Below are 3,548 nucleotides of genomic sequence, written 5' to 3'. Positions count from 1 at the left end.
ACCTGTGCAACTAAATACTCTTCCCGGACTTCTACACCTTCTCCAATCACCCTACAGTTACTGCTTTGTGCAATATCGATCATTGATTGCACAAACTGTTTTTTCTGCTGATCTTCATGGATATTCTGCATGAAGTGACGATCCAGTTTGACATAATCCGGCTTTAACTCTGACCATGTACGTAAACCGGAATAACCCGCCCCTAAATCGTCAATGGCAATCGAGAAGCCCATTTCACGATAATGTTCAGTAGCTTCGCGCATCAGCACATAATCATCTATTGGATATTGCTCAGTTAACTCAATGACTACCTGCTCCGCAGGGATGCCGGCTTTTTTCAGGAACTTGGTCGTTAAACCGTGTGGATAGTCGGGCTGTAACAGCGCTGCTGGGATGGTATTAATAAACAGCTTGGCTTTCAGATCCAATTCACCAAATCGGGCAATGGCAACTTCACGACACAATAAATCCAGTTCAGCCAAACGGCCGTGTCGACTGGCTGCATCAAACAGATTAATTGGAGAGTGTAAAACACTATCAGAAGGACCACGGATCAGAGCCTCATAACCATAAATCTGATTGTTTTTTAATGAGACAATCGGTTGAAATATAGGAGTAAGTGCCGCCGTGGCAAGAATATCTTCCAGTGAGGTAAATTGCAGTAATTCTTCTTTTGTCATTGGAATTCAACTCTTAGTAAGCCAGATACAAAAAAGCCCCACCCAAAAGAGTGGGGCAAGTTTGCAGAGGAGATAACTCTCTAGATTCCGCGCCTACCAGAAGGCTTGAGCACGGAATTTCAGAGCAGAAGGTTCTGCATCTGAGCTTGCACCGTTGACTGTCAGGTCAGTAATTTTGTCGTAGTTCAACATAAGGCGAATATTTTTACGTGGGATGTAGTTAATACCCAAGGTGTATTTATCTGCTTCGTCTTCAGTCTGCATGCTACCACCGACCAGGCCTTCTGTTTCGATGTTCTCGAAACGGGCAACTAGCTGCCAAGCACCATATGCTGATTTCGGTGATACGCCTGAATTGTAGCCTTTTTTCCATTTGTAAGATTCACCGGTTAAGAAGTAACCTGCTTCAACAGAATAACCAGTAAAATCTTGGTCAGAATTGACTGAACTTTCTGCAGTGTAATCGACATATTCAGCCAAGGCATGGAAAGGACCATAGATACCTAACACGTCAGCGGTAAAGGCTGAAGAACCATCATAACCCGCTACAGAAGTATCGATTGGACGCTCTGATGTAATGTGACTGACGGCACGTTGACGATAACGGAATGTATCATCACCGTTACCGCGTGTAAGATAACCAGCACCAACTTGCAACATATGCTTTTCATCTTGCATGAAAGGGACAAAAGAACCACGTACAGCCCATGAGTCTGCATCATCAATGTCAGTTTCACCATCTTCAATTTCACCACTGGTGAAAGAAGTCGCTAATAACCAGCGATAGTCTTTATCATTTATTTGAAAGACTGCACCACTTTCACGAGCGGGAGAAATACTTGAATCGGCGTAAAATGGGCGATCAATAAAGCTCATATATTTTGAGCTGGCTTTGGTGTTGTAACCAAAAGCAATATGAGATTGACCCAGCTTTACACCCCATTTTGTGCTGTCAGTCAGGCTGTTACCGTAACCTACGTATGCATCTTTGATCGAGGCATCACCACCGGCAAAGTCAGCTTCAAATTTGTAGCTCCAGTCGTAAATATCACCCTCAAAGCCTAAACGTGCACGACGTAATTCTGTTCCACGACCTTCATTGTCGCTAATAGCTGTACCATCATATAAGCCATCGTTATCGACAGAAATGGCATCCCACATCACACGACCGATAGGCTGGAATGACCAGTTACCGTCACGATCTGAAACCACCAGTTTGCCATCAGTTTCAATAACCGGCATATTGGCTGTTGCTGTTTCAACTTCTTTTTTCAGCTCTTCTTTATCAGCTTCTGCCATTTCTTTATCAGCTGCTGCTGCATTGGTCAGCAATTTGTAATCATCGTTGCTGATTGTGCCTTTATCACGCAAAACCTGTAAAAGATCCATCATGGCATCATTGTTAGCCTGTGCAGGCAGTGTGGCGGCACCGAACAGTGCGCCGGCGATTAATATTGCAGACGTTTTTAATTTCAAGGGACTATCCTCTTAGTTGATAAAACACGTTCGGTCTGTATCTCCGAGACCTGCACACCTTAAAACCCAAATATTTCAGCGTGATGAAAAAACTGTGACAGTTGTGTGACAACGCAACAAATCGCCAGAAATGTTGTTAAAAAACCACATCAATAATCGACAGATTTGCTTGAAAAGCCCGGATAAGCCCCAACCTTCCTAGTGAGTGCTATCCGTTAAGGAATAAATATGTTCAAGTGGCTATTTTTATTATTTCTGCTGGTTCCAATCGCAGAAATTTACGTATTAATTGAAGTTGGTGAGGTGATTGGCGCTGGCTGGACCATTCTGTTTGTGATTGCGACTGCAGTTTTAGGTGCCTGGTTGGTTAAGTTGCAAGGGCTTTCCACCATGCAGCGAGCTCAGGAATCAATTCGTCGTGGTGACACTCCGGCTCTGGAGATGCTGGAGGGAATGACCTTATTTATAAGCGGTTTTCTGTTACTGATTCCTGGTTTTGTAACCGATGCGGTGGGCTTTTTATTATTGGTTCCGGCCTTGCGACGAGCTCTATTGCTGAAATTAATTCGTAACAGCAATGTGATATTTCGTCAGCAGTGGTCTGCGCAGAAACGTTATTCGCAAAGTGAGGATATTATTGAGGGTGAGGTCATCAAGGATGACGATCAGCGCAATATTCGTTAATGCTGATAAATCAAGCAATTTACTGCATCTGACAGTTTTTTCAGAAATTTTTTAACTCAGGCACTTGAAGTTTATTCAGCCAGCCCCATTAAAGGGGTTCCTGGAATTTTCTTGGTCATTTTTTGTTACTTTTGGAGGATAAAACTAATGAACCTTCGTCCCCTTCATGATCGTGTGATTGTTCGTCGCATGGAAGAAGAAACTACCTCTGCTGGTGGAATTGTCATTCCTGACAATGCAGCAGAAAAACCATCTCGTGGCGAAATTATCGCAGCGGGTAACGGCAAACCTACCGATTCTGGTGAAGTCCGTCCTCTGGCTGTTAAAGTCGGTGACAAAGTGCTGTTTGGTAAATATGCCGGCACCGAAGTCAAAGTGGAAGGCGAAGAACTGCTGGTAATGCGTGAAGACGATATCGTTGCTGTGATCGAAGCGTAAGCTTCCCGACGATTTCACATCTGGTTACGTTAAACATAGCTATAAAGAGGAATTAAAATGGCTGCTAAAGAAGTCAAATTTGGCGCTGATGCGCGCCAGCTAATGGTCAAAGGCGTTAATACGCTGGCCAATGCGGTAAAAGTGACATTAGGACCTAAAGGTCGCAATGTTATTTTGGATAAAAGCTACGGTGCACCAACTATTACTAAAGATGGTGTTTCAGTTGCTAAAGAAATCGAACTAGAAAACAAATTTGAAAACATGGGCGCA

The 3,548-nt window shown here is 43.6% G+C and carries 5 protein-coding genes; 3 read left to right on the top strand and 2 right to left on the bottom strand.

Going from position 1 to position 3,548, the window contains the following annotated elements; translation table 11 throughout:
- Positions 1–680, bottom strand: a 680-nt coding sequence (locus tag B3182_RS08420) for an EAL domain-containing protein (protein WP_292752331.1), incomplete at its 3' end; no start/stop codon positions are given.
- 93 nt (positions 681–773) lie between these two features.
- The gene (locus B3182_RS08415; protein ID WP_292358173.1) at positions 774–2,156 is read right to left on the bottom strand and encodes an OprO/OprP family phosphate-selective porin; all 1,383 of its coding nucleotides are present in this window, start codon (positions 2,154–2,156) and stop codon (positions 774–776) included.
- 228 nt (positions 2,157–2,384) lie between these two features.
- On the opposite strand from B3182_RS08415, the gene B3182_RS08410 reads away from it, so the two are divergent.
- The 3 genes from B3182_RS08410 to B3182_RS08400 form a co-directional block, all read left to right on the top strand.
- The gene (locus B3182_RS08410; RefSeq protein WP_292358171.1) at positions 2,385–2,840 is read left to right on the top strand and encodes an FxsA family protein; all 456 of its coding nucleotides are present in this window, start codon (positions 2,385–2,387) and stop codon (positions 2,838–2,840) included.
- A 147-nt stretch (positions 2,841–2,987) separates the two neighbouring features.
- Positions 2,988–3,278: a co-chaperone GroES gene (gene groES, locus B3182_RS08405; RefSeq protein ID WP_014705256.1), complete on the top strand. Its 291-nt coding sequence runs from the start codon at positions 2,988–2,990 to the stop codon at positions 3,276–3,278.
- A gap of 57 nt (positions 3,279–3,335) precedes the next feature.
- The coding region (locus B3182_RS08400; protein ID WP_292752328.1) for a TCP-1/cpn60 chaperonin family protein at positions 3,336–3,548 on the top strand (213 nt) is incomplete at its 3' end.

Source organism: Methylophaga sp. UBA4204, from assembly GCF_002379485.1.
Taxonomy (GTDB): domain Bacteria; phylum Pseudomonadota; class Gammaproteobacteria; order Nitrosococcales; family Methylophagaceae; genus Methylophaga.
The sequence above is the reverse complement of the archived record's forward strand: the minus strand, read 5'-3'. Positions and strand labels throughout refer to the sequence as shown.